Below are 16,721 nucleotides of genomic sequence, written 5' to 3'. Positions count from 1 at the left end.
GAGTTCACCCGCCCGGGCCGTCGCGTCGTCCGCCGCCGGACCTACCAGGGACCGTACGGGCCGGTGTTGCTCCGGCCGCCCCGGCCACCGCCCCCGGTCAGGGCCCTGATCGCGGGGCGGACGTCCACCACGTAGACGATCGAGGCGACCAGGCCGGCCAGGGTGCCGATGCCGGTGAAGAAGTTCACCCCGAACAGGAAGTCCCAGCCGAAGGAGATCGCGAGGATCGCGACCCAGAACCCCTTGGTCTTCTTGTCCGCCGCCCGGTAGGCGTCCTCCCGGCGGGTGGCCGCGTCGACCAGGGCGAACAACTTGTAGGCCAGGATGGCGATCGTCGCCCACCAGATCGGGTTCAGGTAGGAAAAGGCCAGAATCTGGAGCACTCCGACCATCGCGATCTCCTCTGTCTCTCGATTCCCGCGCTTCGACCGCCGCCCATCCTGGCACGGCGGCCGTCCGCACCGGTGTCAACGTTCCGTGGTCACCGGATGTGCCCTCCCCGGAGGGCCTCCGCTCACTCCGCGGTCACTCCGCGGCGGCGGAGCCTGACTTCCGGGCCCGGGCGGACTTCTTCGGCGCGGGCGCGGCGACACCGTCGGCCAGCTCGACCGCGACCGGCTCGGCCTCGACGGGCTCGGACCCGGCCGGCTGCTCCGTCAGTTCGACGGTCTCGACGGTCCCGGCCGTCTCGGCCGGGGTGGCGGGGCGGGCCTTCTCCACCACGACCTTGCCGCGCTCGGCCAGTTCGTCGTACGTCTCCTTGGCCTTCACCGCCAGCTCGACCGCGCGGCCGACCTGCTGCAGCGCGAAGCCCTGGGCCCGCTCCTGCAGCACCTTGAGGTCGGTGGGCAGGGCGGTGACGGCCTCGCCGACCTTGGCCGGTGCGCCGGCCAGCAGCGACTGCGCCTCCTGGAGCCTGGCGGTGGCCTTCTCCTGCGTGCCCTTGCGGTCCGCCGCCAGCGCCTCGACCTTGCCCGGCACTTCGCGCAGCTTCTCGTACGCGAGGTCCCCGGCGCCGGCCAGGGCGTACAGCGGGGTCGGGTCGCTGAGGGTCTTCTTGATCTCGTCGGTGATCGGCATGGTTACCGGTCCTCCCGGTGGGTGTTCTGGGTGGCTGAGCCGTCGGTCGTCGCACCGGGGGCCGGAGCGGCGTTCTCCTTGAGGAAGGCGTCGTAGACCGCGAGCAGCGCCTGCTTCTGCTGCTCGTTGATCAGCGGATCGGCCAGGATCGAGGCCCGCAGTTCCAGGCCCTCGTCCCGCCGCTCCTCCAGGATCCCGGCCTGGACGTACAGCGTCTCCGCCGAGATCCGCAGCGCCTTGGCGATCTGCTGGAGGATCTCCGCGCTCGGCTTGCGCAGCCCGCGCTCGATCTGGCTGAGGTACGGGTTGGACACGCCGGCGGCCTCCGCCAGCTGCCGCAGGGAGTACTGCGCGCTGCGGCGCTGCTCGCGGATGTACTCGCCGAGCGAGCCGACGTTGAGGGAGGCCATGCGGACAGCCTGCAACACCCTGCTTGCAAATGCAAGCAGGGTGCTAGCGGGAGCAAACGTGTCGGACCGGCGGGCCCGGTCAGGCCAGGTGGGCGAGCAGCAACTCGGTGAGCCGTTCGGGGGTGCGCAGCGGGAGGTAGTGGTCGGCGGCCGGGACGAGGTGGCCCCGGGCGCCGGGGATGCCGGCCGCCAGCCGCTGCGCGATCGCCGCGATCTCCGGGTGGTCCCGGTCGCCGTGGACGACCAGGGCAGGGGCGGCGACCTCGCCCAGGCGCGCTTCGGCGGACCGCGTGGGGGCTCCGCCCAGGAAGTACTCACTGACGATGCGGCGGGCGGCGTTCTCCTCGACCATCGCCGCGATCAGCTCGCCGCCGGGCGCCGCCCGGCCCATGGCGGCCCAGACGGACAGCTCCAGACCGGCCAGTGCCGCCGCGTCGCCCCGGCGGCGGGCCTCGGCGTAGGCGGTGGTCTCCGGGGACGGCGGCCAGTCGTGGCCGCTGACCGAGGCGCCGACCAGGCCGAGGGCGGCCACCCGGTCGGGGTGGGCAAGGGCGAAGTCCAGCGCGGTCTCCCCGCCCATGCTCAGGCCGACCAGCGCGGCCCGCGCCAGGCCGAAGTGGTCCAGCACCGCGCGCAGGTCCTCGACGTCGTCGAACGGCCGCTCCGGTGCGGCGGAGCGGCCCAGGCCCCGGGCGTCGTAGCGGATCACGTCGTGATGGCGGGCGAGTTCCGGGAGGACGGCGTCCCACAGCCGGGAGTCCATGCCGGCGCCGTGCAGCAGCACCACCGGGCTGCCGGAGCCGGCGCGCTCGGCCCACAACCGGCCTCCGCCGGGGGCGGGGACGTGGACCTCGGACGGGGGACGACCGGCGGACTGGCTCATGCGGCGATCCTCCCGGAGCCCCCGCCGGACGGGCCGGTCAGGCGGGTTCGGGGAGGCGGACCGGCATCAGGACGGAGAAGGTGCCCGTCCCGCCCGGGGTGCGGATGGCCAGCGGGGCGATCGGGCCGCCGAGTTCGAGGACGAGCTGCTCGGGCCGTCCGGCGGCGAGCGCGTCGAGGAGGAAGTCCCGGTTGACGGCCAGTCGGACGTCCTCGGGGGCCGGGTCGGCGGCGACGGCCAGCCGGCCGTCCCCGGTCAGGGTGAGGACGGTGACCTCGCAGTCGACGCCGTGCGGGCCGGAGGGCAGGGTGCGGGTGACGCCGGTCTCGACGGCGGCGCGCAGTTCGGCGGCGGGGACGGTGATCCGGTGTTCCGGTTCGAGCCTGGAGAGGGCGCGATGGTCGGGGTAGTCGTGGTCCAGGGCGGCGCCCTCGACCCGGTGTCCGCCCGCTTCGGCGCGGACCAGGCCGCCGCCGAGGGTGAGCGCGACCTCGTCGGCCCCGGTGCCGAGCAGGGCGCGCAGCGCGTCCACCAGCGGGGTCGGGACGATCGTGCCGGCCACCGGTCGCTCCGGCACGTCGCCGGAGGCGGGCACCTCGGCGAAGGCCATCCGGTAGCGGTCGGTGGCCACCAGGCGCAGCAGCGGACCGTCCGGCTCGAACAGCACCCCGGCGAGGGAGGGCAGTTCCGGGTCCTCGCAGACCGCGAAGCGGACCGCGTCCAGCGCGGCGGCCAGGCCGCCGGCGGGGACGGTGACGCGCGGGGCGGTGCGTCGGGGGTCGGCGGGCCCGGTGGTCATCGGCTGCTCCCTCTGGTCGATCATCGCGCGGATCAGGGAGAGTTCGCGGCGGGCGTCGACGAGGCCGTCCTCCAGCCGCCGCAGGTGCGCGTCGAGCACCCGGGAGGCCGTGTCGCCGCCGGGGGCGGCACCGAGTACGGCGCGGATGCCGGTCAGCGGCAGGCCGACCCGGCGCAGCCTGGCCAGCAGCCGGGCGTCGGCGAGCTGACCGGGCCGGTACCAGCGGTAGCCGGTCTGCGGGTCGACCCAGGCGGGGGTGAGCACCTCGGCGCCGTCGTAGTAGCGCAGGGTGCCGACGCCGAGGCCGCTGGCGCGGGCCAGCTCGCCGATGCTGTGCAGCTCGCTCTCCATGCCGGTCACCCTGCGGGCTCGACCTGGTCGAGGGTCAAGCCCGCCCGGCGGCGCCGGGGGCGGCCAGGTGGGCGAGCTTGTGCGGGTTGCGGACGGCGCGGATCGCGGAGACCAGGAGCGTGCCGTCGGTCCCCGCGACGAAGTCGAGCACCGAGACGGAGTCGACCGCGCCGTCCACGGTGACCAGCAGGCCGGGCTCACCGTTGACCAGGACCGGGTGGACGGCCGCGTCCTCGCCCAGCTGCCGGAGCACGCCGAGGACGAAGCGGGCCACGTTCTCGGCGCCGGTGACCGGCCGCAGCGCCGCCCGGATCACCCCGCCGCCGTCGCTCCAGGTGGTCACGTCGGGGGCGAGCAGTTCGAGCATCCGGCCGATGTCGCCGCCGACGCAGGCCGCCAGGAACTCGTCGGTGGCGCGGCGGCGCAGCTCGGGCGGGGCGTCGAAGCGTGGCCGGCCGGCGCGGACGTGCGCCCGGGCCCGGCTGCCGACCTGGCGGCAGGCGCTCTCGGTGCGGTCCAGGGCCTCGGCGATCTCCCGGTAGGAGAAACCGAAGGCCTCCTTGAGGACGAACACCGCCCGCTCCAGCGGGGACAGGCTCTCCAGCAGCACCAGCAGGGCGAGCGAGACGGTCTCGGCCCGTTCGACGCCGTCGGCCGCGTCCGGCCCGGTGACCAGCGGCTCGGGCAGCCACGGGCCGACGTAGGCCTCGCGACGGACGGCGGCCGAGTCCAGCCGGTTGAGCGCGAGGTTGGTGACCGTCCGGGCCAGGAAGCCGCCGGGGGCGGCGACCGGGCCGGTGGCTCCGCTCCAGCGCAGCCAGGTGTCCTGGACCAGGTCCTCGGCGTCGGCGACGCTGCCGAGCATCCGGTAGGCGATGCCGAAGACCATCCGCCGGTGCCGCTCGAAGTCGGCCAGCCGGGTGTCGGCGGGGCCTTCGCCGGTCGGCGGGGTGTCGTGGATGTCGGTCACCCCCGGGACGTTACCGCACGGTAGCGGCGGTCCTCAGTCCCGGAAGACGTCGTACGCGGGGGCGAGCAGAGTGGCGAGGTCGCGGCCGTGGACGGTGATGCCGGAGCGGCCGAGGCGGCGCAGCGAGGGCTCGTCCGACTGCTCCTCGGGCGGGGCGGGGCGCAGGGTGAAGTCCCCGCGCCAGTATGCGGCGACGTTGACCACGGGGTTCGGCTGCTCGGTCACGCGTCCTCCTCCGCCACGGCGTCCTCCCGGGTGAGGGCGACCAGTTCGCGCAGCGCCTCGCCCGGCAGGTCGGTGAGCCAGTGCTCCCCCTCCCCCACCACCGTCTCCGCCAACGAGCGCTTGGCCGCGAGGAGTTCGTCGATCCGCTCCTCGACGGTGCCGACGCAGACCAGTCGGCGGACCTGGACGTCCCGGCGCTGGCCGATCCGGAAGGCGCGGTCGGTGGCCTGCTCCTCGACCGCCGGGTTCCACCAACGGTCCAGGTGGATCACCTGGTTGGCGGCGGTCAGGTTGAGACCGGTGCCGCCGGCCCGCAGCGAGAGCAGGAACACCCCCGGCCCGTCCGGGGACTGGAAACAGTCCACCAGCTCCTCCCGGCGCGCCCGGGACAGGCCGCCGTGCAGGTAGAGCACCTCCGCGCCGAGCCGGCGCTCCAGGTACGGGCGGAGCATCGCGCCGAACTCGGCGTACTGGGTGAAGACCAGCGTGCGGTCCCCCTCGGCCAGCGCCTCCTCCAACAGCTCTGCCAGCCGGGCGACCTTGCCCGAGCGCTCGCCCACCACCGAACCGTCGTGCAGCAGTTGGGCCGGGTGGTTGCAGACCTGCTTGAGCTTGCCGATCGCGGCCAGCACCGTGCCGCGACGTTCCACGCCCCGGACCCCCTCGACCCGGCGCAGCAGATCGGCGACCACGGCCTGGTAGAGGCCGGCCTGTTCGGCGGTGAGGTTGCACCAGACGGTCATCTCCTGCTTCGCCGGCAGCTCGGCCGCCACCGCCGGGTCGGACTTGAGCCGGCGCAGCACGAACGGGGCGGTGCGGCGCCGGAGTTCGGCGGTGCGCTCGGGGCTGCGGTGCAGTTCGACCGGGATCGCGTAGCGCTCCTTGAAGCGCTCGGCCGGGCCCAGCAGACCGGGGTTGGCGAAGTCCAGCACGGCGTGCAGCTCGGAGAGCCGGTTCTCGACCGGGGTGCCGGTGAGCGCGATCCGGTGGCGGGCGGCGGGCAGGGCGCGGATCGCCCGGGACTGCGCGGTGCCGGTGTTCTTGATGTGCTGGGCCTCGTCGGCGACCACCCGGCGCCAGCGGATCGCGCGCAGGGCGGCGAGGTCGCGCTGGACCAACCCGTAGGTGGTGATGACCAGGTCCGCTCCCCGGACGGCTTCGGCGAGCCGGTCGGCGCCCAGGCGGCCGGCGCCGTGGTGGACGTACCGCCGCAGGGCGGGGGCGAAGCGTTCGGCCTCGCGCTGCCAGTTGCCGACCAGGGACATCGGGCAGACCAGCAGGGTGGGGCCGGTGCCGGCCTCCGACCGTTCCGGCTGCTCGGGCTGCTCGGGCTGCTCGGGCTGCTCCGACTGGTCGCGCCGGTCGGGCTGCTCCGACCGCTCGGGCCGCTGCTCGGCCTTCTCGACGGCCAGCAGGGCGAGGGTCTGGACGGTCTTGCCGAGGCCCATGTCGTCGGCCAGGACGGCGCCCAGGCCGAGCCCGGACATCGTCCGCAGCCAGGCCAGCCCGCGCTCCTGGTAGGGGCGCAGCACCGCCCGGAAGTCCGGCGGCAGCACCGGTGCGAGGGCGGCGTCGGCGTGCCCGGCGAGCAGGTCGCCGAGCGGGCCGTCCGCGTGGACGGACGTGACCGGCAGCCCGGCGACCGTGGCCTGCGGGTCGAAGGCGAGCCGCAGCAGGTCGGCGGCGGCCGACACGCCGTCGCGGCAGTCGGCGAGGAACGCGAGCGCCGCGGCGATCTGCGCCGGGTCGGCCTCCAGCCAGGTGCCGCGCACCCTGACCAGGCCCTCCTTGGCGGCGGCCAGGTCGGCCAGTTCCCGCTCGGTGAGCGGAGCGCCGTCCGGGCCGAGCGCGGCCTGCCAGCGGAAGGCGACCACGGTGTCCCGGTCCACCTGGCTGCCCACCGCGAGCGAGCCGGGGGCCGGCGGGGTGGTGGCGCGCAGGGCGAGGCCGAGCCTGGGGCGGCGGCGCCACCAGGCGGGCAGCAGCACGCCGAAACCGCCCTCGGCGAGCGCCGGTGCGGCGGTGCGCAGGAAGTCCAGCGCTCCGGCCCGGTCCAGCGGCAGGGCGGACGGGCGGGCGCGGTGGCGTAGCCCGTCCAGGGCGGGCCAGCGGTGGGCCGCGCGGGCGAGTTCGGCGGCCAGGACGTCGGCCGGGTCGGCGCTCTTGCGGGCGAGGGCGGCGTGCGCGGCGCCGCCCTCGTGCAGGTCGGCCGCGCGGATCAGCAGGGAAGGCTCCGTCACTGCCTGGAGCAGGAACTCCAGCTGCCAGGCGTCGTCGGAGGGCCGGCCCTCGGGGTCGTCGGCGTCGGGGCCGAGCGGTTCGACCAGGCGGAAGCAGAGGCGCAGCGCGGGGTCGGTGGGTTCGGCCGCGGCGTACCAGGCGGCGATCCGGCGGCGCAGCTCGGCGAAACCGTCGGGCGGGACGCCGTCGAGCCGGCCGTCGGGGGTGGTGAGCGCGCGCAGCCAGTGTTCGGCGACGGCCTCCCCCGGCGCGGGGAAGGCGGTGTCGGCCAGGGCGGCGCGGGCCTCGGCGTCCACCAGCGCGCCCAGCGCGGCCTCCAGCAGCGCCTCCCCGGTGCCGGCGCCGTGCGGCCACTCCCCCAGCAGGACGGGCGGGCAGCCCGCCGCCAGTGCGGCGGCCTCGCGGCGGGCGGACGGCGTCGGGTCCGGCTGCCAGCGGGCCTGCGGGCGGCCGTCGGCCAGGACGGGCAGCGGCAGCACGCGGCCCCGGCCGACCGTCCGCCAGGCGAGGTCGTGCACCCCGGTGAGCCAGCGCAGCGAGGGGCCGTGGACGACCTCGACCCGGCCGGTGCCGGGCAGGTCGGTGCTGGTGACGGCCCAGTGCGGGTCGAAGACCTCGCCGAGCAGCTGGGCGGCGGCCCCGGCGTCGAAGAGCAGGGCCGGCACCCGCCAGGGGGTGAGCACCGCGCCGCCGCGCGGCGGGGTGACCGGCAGGTCGGGGGAGGGTGCGGGGACGGTGCCGACGGTGGGCAGCAGGAGGGTGGCCCAGCGCTCCGGGGCCTGACCGGCGAGCCAGCCGAGGCCTGGGCCGATGCCGCCGAGGACGGCGGCCAGTACGTCGGCGGGGCAGGCGTACGGGTGGGCGTGCGGGGCGGGCCGGTCGGGGTGCGGTTCGGTGGCGCCGGGGTGGGCGCGGGCGTCCTCGGCCCAGAGCGCCAGCTGCCCGTCCGTCCGCCAGAGCGCGTGCAGGACGAACATCGGGGGCCTTCCGGGCGGGTGGATCCGGTCCTTCGCAGCCTAGCGGGGAGGACCGACAGGGCCGGTCCGCTGGGCCGTCCGGGGGAAGCCCCAGGCTTGTGGTTGAAAGTTGAACGAAGTTGCCCTACGCTGGAGCCAACAAGTTGAAGCCTAAACAAATGGCTTCGGACCCGAGGAGGAGCCATGGGCCTTTTCAACCGCACCAAGACCACCGTCCCCGCCACCACCACCGTCCAGGCCCCGGCCGGTCCGGACCTCGCCCACCTCACCGGCGACTGGGCGATCGACACCACGCACAGCGAGATCGGCTTCTCGGTGCGCCACGCCATGGTGACCAACGTCAAGGGCCGCTTCACCGAGTACGACGGCAAGCTGCACCTCGACGGCAGCACCCCGCACAACTCCTCGGCCGACCTGGTGATCAAGGTCGCCAGCATCGACACCAACCAGGCCCAGCGCGACGAGCACCTGCGCACCGGCGACTTCTTCGCCGCGGAGACCTTCCCGGAGATCCGCTTCCGCAGCACCTCCACCGAGCAGCTCGACGACGACACCTACCGGATGACCGGCGAACTCACCATCAAGGACACCACCCGCCCGGTGGTCCTGGACCTGGAGTACACCGGCAGCGCCACCGACGCCTACGGCGCCGAGCGGGTCGGCTTCGAGGGCAGGACGGTCGTCGACCGCACCACCTTCGGCCTGACCTACAACGCCGCCCTGGAGACCGGCGGCGTCCTGATCGGCGAGAAGGTCAAGCTCAGCTTCGACATCTCCGCCGTCAAGGCGGCCTGACCCCGGACGGTCCGACCGCGCCCCCAGGAGCCCCGCCCCTGCCCCTCCCCCCGGGGCAGGGGCGGCGTCGTCCACCGCCACCGGTTCCGGGCCCGCCCCGGCTTCCCGGCGGGCTCCCGTTCCGGGCCCGGGCTCCCGGTCCCGCCGCGGACCCCCGCTCCGGCCGTGTGCCGTGCTACCCGGCCGGGAGCAGCGCCGCGTCCGCGTCCGGCAGCCAGCTGCCGGGCGGACGGCGCAGCCAGCCCTCGGCCGCCCCCAGCCCGGCCGCCGCCGCGGCCAGTGCGTCCAGCCCCGGATGGCGCTCGCCGGGCCGGTGCACCAGGCTGACCAGACTCAGCGGCACCGGGTCGACCAGCGGCACGTTCACCGTCCCCGGGATCCTCGGCCCGCCGACCGTGGTCAGCATCGGATCCCCGTGCCGGGCGAGGTAGCGGGCGGTCTCGTCCACACCCACCGGCGGCACGTACGGGTCCGCCGCCGTGAGGCCGTGCTCGCGCAGCAGCCGGACGCCGAGGTCGGCCCACTCCGTGGTGGCCGGATTGCCCGCGCAGACGTCGACGGGGTGCCCGGCCAGGTCCGCGGGGCTCAGCGCCGCCCGGCCCGCCAGCGGGTGGGTGTCCGCCATCATCACCGAGATCCGCTCCAACCGGACCGGCAGCTGGACGAGTCGGCCGCGCACCGGGGCGGGGAGCCCGGCGAAGCGGCCGAACGAGGCGTCCAGCCGGTGGGCCAGCAGTTCGGCGGCGGCCGCGGCCAGGCCGCCGTGGAAGCGGGCCAGCAGTTCGCCCTCGGGCCAGGCGGCGCGGGCCCGTTCGAGCACCCGGTCGGCGGTGAGGTCAGGCCCGGTGACGTCGCTGTTGAGGTCGAGCAGCAGCGGCCGGGCCACGGCTCCGGCGCCGGCCTCGGCCAGGATCTCGTCCTGCAGGGCGAGGAGCCGGCGGACCTTGGGCAGCAGCCGCTGTCCGGCCGGGGTGAGCTCGACGCTGCGGGTGGTGCGGGTGAAGAGCGCGCCGCCGAGCAGCCCCTCCAGGGCCCGGACGTCCCGGCTCAGCGCCTGCTGGGCGATGTGCAGCCGCTCGGCGGCCCGGCCGAAGTGCAGGGTCTCGGCGGTCGCGACGAAGCCGCGGAGCAGGCGGGGGTGCAGGTCACGGGGCATGCGCGGCAGATTAACAACAACGTGTTGTCAGTGCGTCGGAACAGGTGTTGGACGGCCGCCTGCCACCGCCGCGAGGCTGTGGGCATCCCCCCTCTTCCCGTTCAGGAGCCCGATTGCCCCCGCGCGCCTTCCCCACCTCCTACCGGCGGCTGTTCGCGGCCCCCGGCGCCGCCGCCTTCACGCTCGCCGGGCTGCTCGGCCGGCTCGCGCTGTCGATGACCGGCGTCTCGCTGGTGGTGCTGCTCTCCGAGCGGCGGGGCTCGTACGGCCTGGCCGGAACGGTCTCGGCGGCCGGGCTGGTCACCGGCGCGATCGGGATGCCGCTGATCGGCCGCCTGGTGGACCGGTACGGGCAGGCGCGGGTGACGGTGCCGGCCACGCTGTACAACGCCGTCCCGCTCACCGGCCTGCTGCTCTGCGTCCGGTTCGGCGCGCCGGATTGGACGCTGTACCTCTGCTCCGCGGCCTGCGCCGCCTCCCCCAACCTCGGCGGCATGGCCCGCTCCCGCTGGGCGCACCTGTACCGGGACGACCCGGCCGCCCGGCACCTGGCCAACTCCTTCGAGCAGGCACTGGACGAACTCTGCTTCATGGCCGGGCCGGTGCTCGCCATGCTGCTGTGCACCACGCTCGCCCCGGAGGCCGGGCTGATCACCGCCGGCACGCTGGGCACCACCGGCGCCCTGCTGTTCGCCGCCCAGCGGCGCACCGAACCGCCGCTGCCGCCCGCCCCGGCGCCGGGGCCGGGGCCCGGGGCGGCCGGCCCGCGGCACGGCTCCCCGCTGCGGGTGCCCGGACTGCGGGTGCTCGTGCTGACCTTCCTGGCGACCGGCATGGTCTTCGGCGCGACCGAGATCACCACCGTGGCGTACGCCGACGCGCTCGGACACAAGGCGGCGGCGGGCGCGCTGCTGGGCCTGGTCGCGGCCGGATCCTGCCTGGCGGGGCTGCTGTTCGGACTGCTGACGCCGCGCCGGGCGCCCGGCGTCCGCTTCCTGACCGGGGCGGCGGCGATGGCCGCGGTCCTGCTGCTGCCGCTCGCCGCCGGGCTGGGCGGGGCCGGGCTCGGGGTGCTCGGGGTGGTGCTGTTCACCGCCGGCACGGCCACCGCGCCGACCATGGTCACCGGGATGACGCTGGTCCAGGAGCTCTTGCCGCAGCGGCAGTTCAACGAGGGCATGGCGATGGCGGTGTCCGGCATCGTGGTCGGCATCTCCGCCGGCGCGGCGCTCGCCGGGACGGTCGCCGAGCACGCCGCCCCCGGGACCGGCTACGCCCTGCCCGCCTCGGCGGCCGCCGTCGCGCTGCTGATCGCGCTGGCCGGGCGGCGACACCTGCGGGCGGGCGGGTCGTCGGCGCCGGGGCCGGGGGCGGGGGCGGAGGCCACGCCGGGGTCGGGGTCGGGATCGGGCTCAGCACCCGCGCCGGGATCGGTGAACTTCCCGGCACCGAGCGGCGCTTGCGGCGCAGCGGCGGAAAATTCCGAGCGGGCTGTCAGTGCCTCCGTCTAACGTCGGGTCATGGCAGAAATCACCTACGTCCGAGGCGATGCCACCGCGCCCGTCGGCAAGGGCGTGAAGGTGATCGCGCACGTCTGCAATGACCTCGGCGGCTGGGGCAAGGGCTTCGTGCTCGCGCTCTCCAGACGCTGGCCCGAGCCCGAGGCCGCGTTCCGACGCTGGCACCGGGAACGGGCGAAGAACGACTTCGGCCTCGGCGCCCTGCAAGTGGTGCGGGTCGCGCCGTACGTCTGGGTGGCCAACCTGGTCGGCCAGCGCGGCATCCGGACCGGGCGCTCCACCGGGGTGCCGGTGCGGTACGAGGCGATCGACGCCGGGCTGGCCGCGCTGGGTGACCGCGCGCTCGAACTCGGCGCCTCCGTCCACATGCCGCGGATCGGCTGCGGCCTGGCGGGCGGGCGCTGGGAGAAGGTCGAGCCGCTGGTCACCGCCCGGCTGACGGCGCGCGGCGTGCCGGTGACCGTCTACGACTTCGACTGATCCACCACGTCCACGTCCACCCGGGCCCGTCCGCGCCCGGTCCGACTCCGACCAGGAGTGGTTCCGGACCGGAACCATCTCCGACCGACCCCTACGACGACGGCGCCTGTCGACCCGGCCAGGCGTACACGTACTCGGGCAGCACGAACCCGCCCGGGAAGACGCCCTCCTGCGCCCGGACCCGCACGGCGCCCTCGCGTTCGTAGAAGGCGACCGCGCGGGTGTTGTCGCGCAGCACCTCCAGGAAGAGTTCCGCCCCGGGGTGCCGCTCGGCGACGAAGGCACGGGCCGCGGCCACCAGCGCGCGGCCGATGCCGCCGCCGGTCAGGCCGGGGCGCACGTGCAGGTTGTCGATCAGCACCCGACCGTCGGGCTGCGGGACGAGGTAGACGAACCCGTCCAACTCCCCGCCCCGTTCGGCGACCAACAGTTCGGGCGTGTTCTCCGGCCCGCCGTAATCCGCGTCCAGGCGCAGCTCCCACAGCTCGCGCCGCTGGGCGGCCATCCCGTCACCGAGCGCCTCCTCCGGGACGATCCCCCGGTAGGCGGTGCGCCAGCTGTGAGCGTGCAGTTCGGCGACGGCCCCGGAATCCCGGGGGCCACCGCGCCGGATGACGGCCTGGCCTGAACTGATCATGTGACCAGCCTCCCACAGAGATGGAGTTGAACATGTTCAACCGAAGCGTCTACAGTTCTGCCAAGATTTTGAACGTGTTCGAATCGCAGGGGGTGGTGTGCGTGGCACCGGGTGTGGAGGGGACATCCGGTGCCACGAACACCGACACCGGGTGGAACCTCGTCTCCGGCTAGGCTCGGTCCCGTGGACGACCTGGCAGCGACGAACCGAACGGACGGCAAGAACGGTACGGCCGAGGACCCGGCCGCACCCGGCGCGGAGGCCGGGCCCCTGCCCGGCGGCCGGGCGCAGCCGAAGACCGACAAGAGTGAGGCGACTCGAGCCCTGATCCTGGAGACGGCCATGCGGCTGTTCCAGGAGCGCGGCTACGAGAAGACCACCATGCGCGCCATCGCCACCGAGGCGGGCGTCTCGGTCGGCAATGCTTACTACTATTTTGCGGCGAAGGAATTCCTGATCCAGGGGTTCTACGACCGAATGACCTACGACCATGCGGCGGACGCCAGGACCCGCATGGCCGGCACCCGGGACTTCTCGGAGCGGCTGCAGATCGCACTGGAGTCCTGGCTCGACACGGCCGCGCCGTACCACGAGTTCGCCGCGCAGTTCTTCCGGACGGCCGCCGACCCGACCAGCTCGCTGAGCCCGTTCTCCAACGAGTCGCACCCGGCGCGGGCAACCGCCGTGGAACTGTTCCGCGAGGTGTTGCAGGGCTCGGAGCTGGCGCCGAAGCTGGACGCCGAGCTGGTCGAGCTGCTGCCCGACGTGCTCTGGCTGCACCTCATGGTCGTCGTCCTGTACTGGGTCTTCGACCGCACCGAGGACACCGAGCGGACCCGGGAATTCGTCCGCCGGTCCACCCCCATGGCGGCTCGGGTGATCAACCTGTCCCGCTACCGGGTGTTCCGGCCGATCGTCCGCGATGCCAAGGGGCTGATTCAGGACTTCATCCTCCCCACCATCGGGAAAACCGCCGTCAAGTAGGGCGGCTTGAACCAGGGATGAGGTGTCCGGGCGCTCCCGAGGTCGGGAGCGCCCGGCCATGAAACGCCGGGGTGCTCGATCCCACCGACAGGCCTCGGCCTCGGCGCGGCACCGGGTTCTCCGGGGAATCGAGCCACCCGGGGTGCCCGCCGGCCGCTCCCGACCGCGCCGCCAGTCCTCGAAGGGCGGGCGGTCCGGGCGCTGTCGGCGCAGCCGCATGAACGCCGAGCAAGGTCCCACGCGGCCCACGGGGTGTGCCCTCGCCGATCGGGTTGCCGCCTCGGTGGACCCGGTCGGTTCAGAAGTTGTCCGGGTTCCAGGCCTGCAGCGGAGTGCGCAGCAGCAGGTCCGCGGCGGCGGCCGCACCCGGGCGCAGTTCGGTGACCAGGGCGGCCGCCGCCAGCCTGGAGGCCGTCTCCGCGCCGAGGTAGAGCGAGCCCAACTCCGAGGCGCCGAGGGCGAGGTCGGCGTCGTCCGTGCTGCGGGTGCAGCGGCCGGTGCCGTCCGCGGCGACCTCCAGCGCCCAACGGCCGGACGCGAAGCCGAGCTTGTCGTCCACCTCCAGCACCACCCGGCCGGGGGCACCGTAGGTCCGTGCGCCGAACGCGGCCTCGACGTCCAGCACCCGGAGCCAGGTGAAGTCGGAACTCTCCTCGTGCGGGGTGGCCGCGCGCCGGTCCTGGAGCAGCAGCGGCAGCGGGTCGTCCGGGGAGGCGTTGCCCATCGCGATCCTGGCCACCCAGTCGACGGACATCAGGAAACGCCAGAGCTCGACCGTGGTCGGCAGGTCGAGGGCGATGAACTCCTGGACGGTGAGCGTGCAGTCGGGGTAGTCGCCGTCCCACTTGTCGTCGACCCGGTAGACCACCAGCCCGGTGACCGTCCCGTCGGCGTCCCGGTGGACGGCCGCGAACGGCTCCTTGAAGTCGAAGCCCGGCACCTGGACCTCACCGCTGGTGCGCTGCCACCACAGCTCGTCGCGGTCGATCGCGCCCGGCTGGGTGCGCCGCCAGCGCTCGTGCAGGCCCGGCCCGAGCTCGCGCAGCTCCGCCATGGTCACGAAGTCGATCCGGCCGCCGGGGACGCCCGGCAGTCCCTCGCGCAGGCCCCGGGCGCGGCGCAGGTCGACGCGCCAGCCGGCGCCCCGGGTCGCCGGGCCGAACCCGAACCGGCCGTAGATGGTGTACTCGGCGGCGATCAGGATGGCGACCGACGTGCCGCGCTCGGCGGCGGCCGAGAGGTCCCGGCGCATCATCGTGCTGAGCAGGCCACGGCGGCGGTGGGTGGCGCTGACCGTGACGTGGGTGATGGCGTCGGCCGTGATGACGGCCCCGCCGGGGACGGTCAGCTCCGCGTCGTAGCTGCGGAAGGTGGCGATCTGGCGGTCGCCGTCGAAGCCGGCCAGCAGCCGGCCCGGCTCCCACTGCCGACGGCGTACGTCCGCCGCGCTGCTCACGTGCGGACGCATGAATCCGAGGACCAGCGCGCGGTCCCAGGCCGCCACCTCGTCCTCGGTGATCGCCCGCACCCGGAGCCCGTCGACGGTGTGGACGGCCGTGTGATCGGTGCTGTTGCCCATGGGGCCACCGTACGGCGGCCCCCCGGCGACGGCACCCGATTTATTCCGTGCCCGACCCGACGTGCTCCCCGGGGACCACCACCCAGTGGTTGGTGTGCAGGACGCGGTCGGCGAAGTCCAGGTCCCGCTCGCCGAGCAGCCGGAAGCCGAGAGCCCGGCAGATCCCGTTGGACGGGCCGTTGGCGACCCCGGGGTTGGCGTGCACCGGGCCCCAGCGGCCGTCCGCGGCGGCGGCGTCCAGCACCCGGCGGACGGCCTCCTTGGCGAGCCCGCGGCCCTGGTACCCGGGCAGCACCATCCAGCCGATCTCGGAGACCGTCGCGCCGTCCTCCTCGTCCGACCAGAGCGTCACCGTGCCCGCGACCTCGCCGTCCTCGGCGCCGTCCGGGACGATCATCTTGATCCAGCAGCGGTCCGCCGCCACCTCGACCAGATCCTTGCGCAGCCGCTCCGCCACCCGTTCCCGGGGCAGCGGGCCGCCCAACTCGGCCATCATCAACGGGTCGCAGCGCATACGAACGTACGCCCCGTCGTCCTCCGCCCGCACATCGCGCAACAGCATGACGCCTCCTCAGCCGGTCCGGGCGGCCACGCTACCGCCGACCGCCGACATTGGCGCGGGGGCTCCCGTACTGCCATCCTCGTGGCGGTTCAGGTACGGACGACCTCCCGGGGGGAGCCATGGACGACGAGTACCTCCGCAAGCTGAAGGAGTACGAGGGCCGGAGCACGACGGCGAAGGCGCTGGGCGGGCTGACGGTCCTCGGCTGGCTCTGGGCGGCCTGGCTGGTCCTCTCCCCGGTCGACGGGGACTGCGGCTCGCCGGCCTTCTACGAGCCGCTCGGCTTCCACCTTCAGGAGATCTGCGACTCGCAGGTCATCGGCCGGATCGGCGGAGCGGTCGCGGTCGCCCTCCTGACGCTCCCGCTCTGCGCCGCCTGGCTCTGGACCGGCACGGGGCTGCGCGCCTGCCGCGAGGAGCTCGGCGCCCTGCTCGACCGGTAGCCCGCGGACGGTCCGCCGGACGGCGGTGGGCGAGGGGCCCGGATCGCGGCCGGGCGCTCCGACTGCGCCGACCGGAACGGACGGCCGTCCGCGTGGACCTGGTCGCGGCGCTGCTCGCCGGCCGGCGGTGGAGCGCGGTGACGGTCCGGGGCGGCGCCCCGAGCAGGCGCCGGCCGAGGCACGGCCCGCACCGCAGTCCGGGCTCACGGCCGGGCGTAGAAGTCCGGGGTGCCCATGATCCAGAGGCTGGCCTGCTTGATCGGCATGCCCGCGCGCGGGGCCTCGATCATCTGGTCGTCGCCGACGTAGAGCCCGACGTGGTGGATGTCGGCGGCGCGCCCGGTGTCCGTCCAGAACACCAGGTCCCCGGGACGCAGCCGGCGGTAGTCGATCCGGGAGCTCTGGGCGTACTGGTCGGCGGCGAAGTGGTTGAGCTCCCGGCCGCCCTCGCGCCACGCCATCATGGTCAGCCCCGAGCAGTCGTAGCCGTCCGGGCCCTCGCCGCCCCAGACGTAGGGCAGGCCGATCTTGGACTTGGCGAAGGCGACCGCGGCGGCCGCGCCCTCGGCGGACCACGGGCGCGGCTCGGTCGGCACGGCGGGCGGTGCGGCGGGGGCCCTGGCCGCGGC

The 16,721-nt window shown here is 74.9% G+C and carries 18 protein-coding genes; 5 read left to right on the top strand and 13 right to left on the bottom strand.

Annotation, left to right across the window (positions count from 1 at the left end):
• Positions 1–41: 41 nt before the first annotated feature.
• From ACFV04_RS39670 to ACFV04_RS39635, 8 genes are all read right to left on the bottom strand, one after another.
• Entirely contained in the window at positions 42–392 is a 351-nt protein-coding gene (locus ACFV04_RS39670; protein WP_350521690.1) for a DUF2516 family protein, read from the bottom strand.
• A gap of 133 nt (positions 393–525) precedes the next feature.
• The gene (locus ACFV04_RS39665) at positions 526–1,080 is read right to left on the bottom strand and encodes a hypothetical protein (protein ID WP_380535890.1); all 555 of its coding nucleotides are present in this window, start codon (positions 1,078–1,080) and stop codon (positions 526–528) included.
• A gap of 2 nt (positions 1,081–1,082) precedes the next feature.
• The gene (locus tag ACFV04_RS39660; RefSeq protein ID WP_360252681.1) at positions 1,083–1,490 is read right to left on the bottom strand and encodes a helix-turn-helix transcriptional regulator; all 408 of its coding nucleotides are present in this window, start codon (positions 1,488–1,490) and stop codon (positions 1,083–1,085) included.
• A 79-nt stretch (positions 1,491–1,569) separates the two neighbouring features.
• Positions 1,570–2,373: an alpha/beta fold hydrolase gene (locus tag ACFV04_RS39655; protein ID WP_380535888.1), complete on the bottom strand. Its 804-nt coding sequence runs from the start codon at positions 2,371–2,373 to the stop codon at positions 1,570–1,572.
• A 37-nt stretch (positions 2,374–2,410) separates the two neighbouring features.
• On the bottom strand, positions 2,411–3,523 hold the full coding sequence (locus ACFV04_RS39650; protein ID WP_380535887.1) for a MerR family transcriptional regulator: 1,113 nt from the start codon (positions 3,521–3,523) through the stop codon (positions 2,411–2,413).
• Positions 3,524–3,557: 34 nt separating this feature from the next.
• Entirely contained in the window at positions 3,558–4,493 is a 936-nt protein-coding gene (locus ACFV04_RS39645; protein WP_380535885.1) for an RNA polymerase sigma-70 factor, read from the bottom strand.
• A gap of 33 nt (positions 4,494–4,526) precedes the next feature.
• Positions 4,527–4,718, bottom strand: a complete 192-nt coding sequence (locus tag ACFV04_RS39640; protein WP_380535883.1) for a hypothetical protein — start codon at positions 4,716–4,718, stop codon at positions 4,527–4,529.
• Positions 4,715–7,936, bottom strand: coding sequence for a DEAD/DEAH box helicase (locus ACFV04_RS39635; protein ID WP_380535881.1), 3,222 nt, complete (start codon positions 7,934–7,936; stop codon positions 4,715–4,717). The genes ACFV04_RS39640 and ACFV04_RS39635 overlap by 4 nt, the downstream gene beginning before the upstream one ends.
• A 183-nt stretch (positions 7,937–8,119) precedes the next feature.
• On the opposite strand from ACFV04_RS39635, the gene ACFV04_RS39630 reads away from it, so the two are divergent.
• Positions 8,120–8,731 carry a YceI family protein gene (locus tag ACFV04_RS39630; RefSeq protein WP_380340649.1) on the top strand — a complete coding sequence of 204 codons (612 nt, stop codon included), beginning with the start codon at positions 8,120–8,122 and terminating at the stop codon, positions 8,729–8,731.
• 175 nt (positions 8,732–8,906) lie between these two features.
• On the opposite strand, the gene ACFV04_RS39625 is transcribed toward ACFV04_RS39630, so the two are convergent.
• Complete coding sequence (locus ACFV04_RS39625) at positions 8,907–9,887, bottom strand: LysR family transcriptional regulator (protein WP_380535879.1); 981 nt, start codon at positions 9,885–9,887, stop codon at positions 8,907–8,909.
• Between the two features lie 113 nt (positions 9,888–10,000).
• Between ACFV04_RS39625 and ACFV04_RS39620 the strand changes: the two genes are divergently transcribed.
• Both ACFV04_RS39620 and ACFV04_RS39615 read left to right on the top strand, forming a co-directional pair.
• Positions 10,001–11,398 carry an MFS transporter gene (locus ACFV04_RS39620; RefSeq protein WP_380535877.1) on the top strand — a complete coding sequence of 466 codons (1,398 nt, stop codon included), beginning with the start codon at positions 10,001–10,003 and terminating at the stop codon, positions 11,396–11,398.
• 9 nt (positions 11,399–11,407) lie between these two features.
• Positions 11,408–11,887, top strand: a complete 480-nt coding sequence (locus tag ACFV04_RS39615; protein WP_380340642.1) for a macro domain-containing protein — start codon at positions 11,408–11,410, stop codon at positions 11,885–11,887.
• 91 nt (positions 11,888–11,978) lie between these two features.
• Here ACFV04_RS39615 and ACFV04_RS39610 read toward each other — a convergent pair whose 3' ends face one another.
• Positions 11,979–12,524, bottom strand: coding sequence for a GNAT family N-acetyltransferase (locus ACFV04_RS39610; protein ID WP_380340640.1), 546 nt, complete (start codon positions 12,522–12,524; stop codon positions 11,979–11,981).
• A gap of 183 nt (positions 12,525–12,707) precedes the next feature.
• Here ACFV04_RS39610 and ACFV04_RS39605 point away from each other — a divergent pair, with 183 nt between their 5' ends.
• Positions 12,708–13,508, top strand: coding sequence for a TetR family transcriptional regulator (locus ACFV04_RS39605; protein WP_380340637.1), 801 nt, complete (start codon positions 12,708–12,710; stop codon positions 13,506–13,508).
• A 298-nt stretch (positions 13,509–13,806) separates the two neighbouring features.
• Here the strand turns inward: ACFV04_RS39605 and ACFV04_RS39600 are convergent, their stop codons facing one another.
• Both ACFV04_RS39600 and ACFV04_RS39595 read right to left on the bottom strand, forming a co-directional pair.
• Positions 13,807–15,087 (bottom strand): GNAT family N-acetyltransferase, encoded by a 1,281-nt coding sequence (locus ACFV04_RS39600; RefSeq protein ID WP_380340635.1) that lies wholly within the window; start codon positions 15,085–15,087, stop codon positions 13,807–13,809.
• Between the two features lie 40 nt (positions 15,088–15,127).
• Positions 15,128–15,649, bottom strand: a complete 522-nt coding sequence (locus ACFV04_RS39595) for a GNAT family N-acetyltransferase (RefSeq protein WP_380340632.1) — start codon at positions 15,647–15,649, stop codon at positions 15,128–15,130.
• 119 nt (positions 15,650–15,768) lie between these two features.
• Between ACFV04_RS39595 and ACFV04_RS39590 the strand changes: the two genes are divergently transcribed.
• Complete coding sequence (locus ACFV04_RS39590) at positions 15,769–16,092, top strand: hypothetical protein (protein WP_360252643.1); 324 nt, start codon at positions 15,769–15,771, stop codon at positions 16,090–16,092.
• Positions 16,093–16,295: 203 nt separating this feature from the next.
• On the opposite strand, the gene ACFV04_RS39585 is transcribed toward ACFV04_RS39590, so the two are convergent.
• Positions 16,296–16,721: C40 family peptidase (locus tag ACFV04_RS39585; protein ID WP_380535874.1), on the bottom strand; the 426-nt coding region annotated here is incomplete at its 5' end.

The organism is Kitasatospora sp. NPDC059599, from assembly GCF_042735125.1.
Lineage (GTDB): Bacteria > Actinomycetota > Actinomycetes > Streptomycetales > Streptomycetaceae > Kitasatospora.
The sequence above is the reverse complement of the archived record's forward strand: the minus strand, read 5'-3'. Positions and strand labels throughout refer to the sequence as shown.